1 pseudogene is annotated in these 1,698 nt (G+C 54.3%); it reads left to right on the top strand.

Annotation, left to right across the window (positions count from 1 at the left end):
- Positions 1-1,698: pseudogene (locus EN964_RS37975) on the top strand (hypothetical protein); the annotation flags it as partial.

The following is a 1,698-nucleotide window of genomic DNA, read 5'->3' as shown; positions in this document are numbered from 1 at the left end:
GGCCATGACCGCCTGGGCATCTGGGCCAAGATCAACAATGGCAACGCGCAGCGATACGTATTCGACACGGGCTCGGACCAGCTCAACACGCAGATCGGGTCAGAGGTGACCGGGGTCCGCCCGATTGCCGACACGCCTTACGTATATACGTACGGGGACGGAACGTATGGTAATAAGCTTCAGAACGGGGAAATTGATAAATTTACATATGTCGATCCAGATCAAAAGATAACAATCGACGGGCCGTCTGTAAGCGATAAGAAATACCGGGCTGCTCGCATTCTCGATTTTGTCTATACCCATGCGTATTGCAAGGACAACAATCTTAAGTGCACGCCGGGATCCGTGACGGATGGACTTAAAGATATGTATGGTCAGGATCTCCAAGAACCTTATCACGCCGATAAGGAGCAGCGGGCGAAAATGACCGCTGGCAAGATGGCAGACGAAGGCGGCGATTTCGCAGGTACATTCGGGGCCGGCGATTTTCTTGGCAAGACAAGTGTCTGGGGCATGATGGGCAGTGTCACCAGGTCTGGCTACGTGGTCTCCGCCAATGTGAATCCGGATTCCGAGAGCGACCAAACGCCTGGCTGTTCCCCCTGCACGATTGTCAACCTCAATCCAAGCCTCCGGGCCCAATATACTAATGCCATGCCATGGGGAGAACCCGAGGAAAAAGATCAGGATTCTTATCAGAATTTTCCTGGCTCTGGCGCCAATGCCTCGACCGAATACGAAGGCAGCTACAATCTGCAGTACACGGTTAAGGATGGAGCCCCACCAATCACCGACCCCAACAAGACCGCGGTATTGCTCGACACCGGCACACCGGGCGGTGGCAGTCTGGAGATCAGTGATGCGATGCTGAAGCAATTTCAGGATGCGGGCGTCAAACTTAAAAATGTTCGGAGAAATGAGCAACGCGAGATCGTAAGCGCATCGGGCAACATCCCGAGCGTTACAATCGCAGGAACGGATGGCGATCCGGTAAGGCTGGACAATATCGACTTCACCTACACCAGCGGCACGACGGAACAACCCAATGACCAGACCAGTTTTGTTGCCGGTCTTGACTTCTTCAAAAACAGATCGGTCATTTTCGATCTGGAGAAGAAGTATACCGCTTATACGTCACATTTCGTCACTGCCAGCAACTTCTCTACCGATTCATCCGCACCCGAAGGGACCGGTCTGAGCAGGATAACGACGAGCATGGGGAATGAGGGCGGGTTCGGCATAGCGGGTGTCGTCTCCGGCTCCGGATCGCTGACGCTTGATACAAAGACGGTGGTCCGGATGACGAATGTCAACACCTACACCGGCGAGACGAATATTGCTCAGGATGCCTATCTCTCGCTTGCGGGGCTCGGCAACATCCAACGGTCAGCGAAAGTCGTTGCAGACGGCACGTTCGATATCTCCGAACATGGAAATGGCAGCGACTATTGGGGAATCTCCGACGCCTACAACGATGCCCGTATTCGTAGCCTGAGTGGCAGCGGAACGGTCGAGCTGGGCAAGCGTACCCTGGTGCTAACGGATTCGAACGACACGTTCGCCGGCAGCATCAACGACCTCGACGTTGATAACAATAATATGGGCGGCAAACTATTCGTTGCCGGTGGCGTGCAAACGCTGAGCGGAAAGAACAATTTTTCCGGCATGACGACGGTCGGTTCCGGCGCGGGATTGCTG

This window comes from Mesorhizobium sp. M7A.F.Ca.CA.001.10.2.1, assembly GCF_003998575.1.
Classification (GTDB): domain Bacteria; phylum Pseudomonadota; class Alphaproteobacteria; order Rhizobiales; family Rhizobiaceae; genus Mesorhizobium.
Note: the sequence above shows the minus strand (reverse complement) of the source record. Positions and strands in the feature narration are given on the sequence as shown.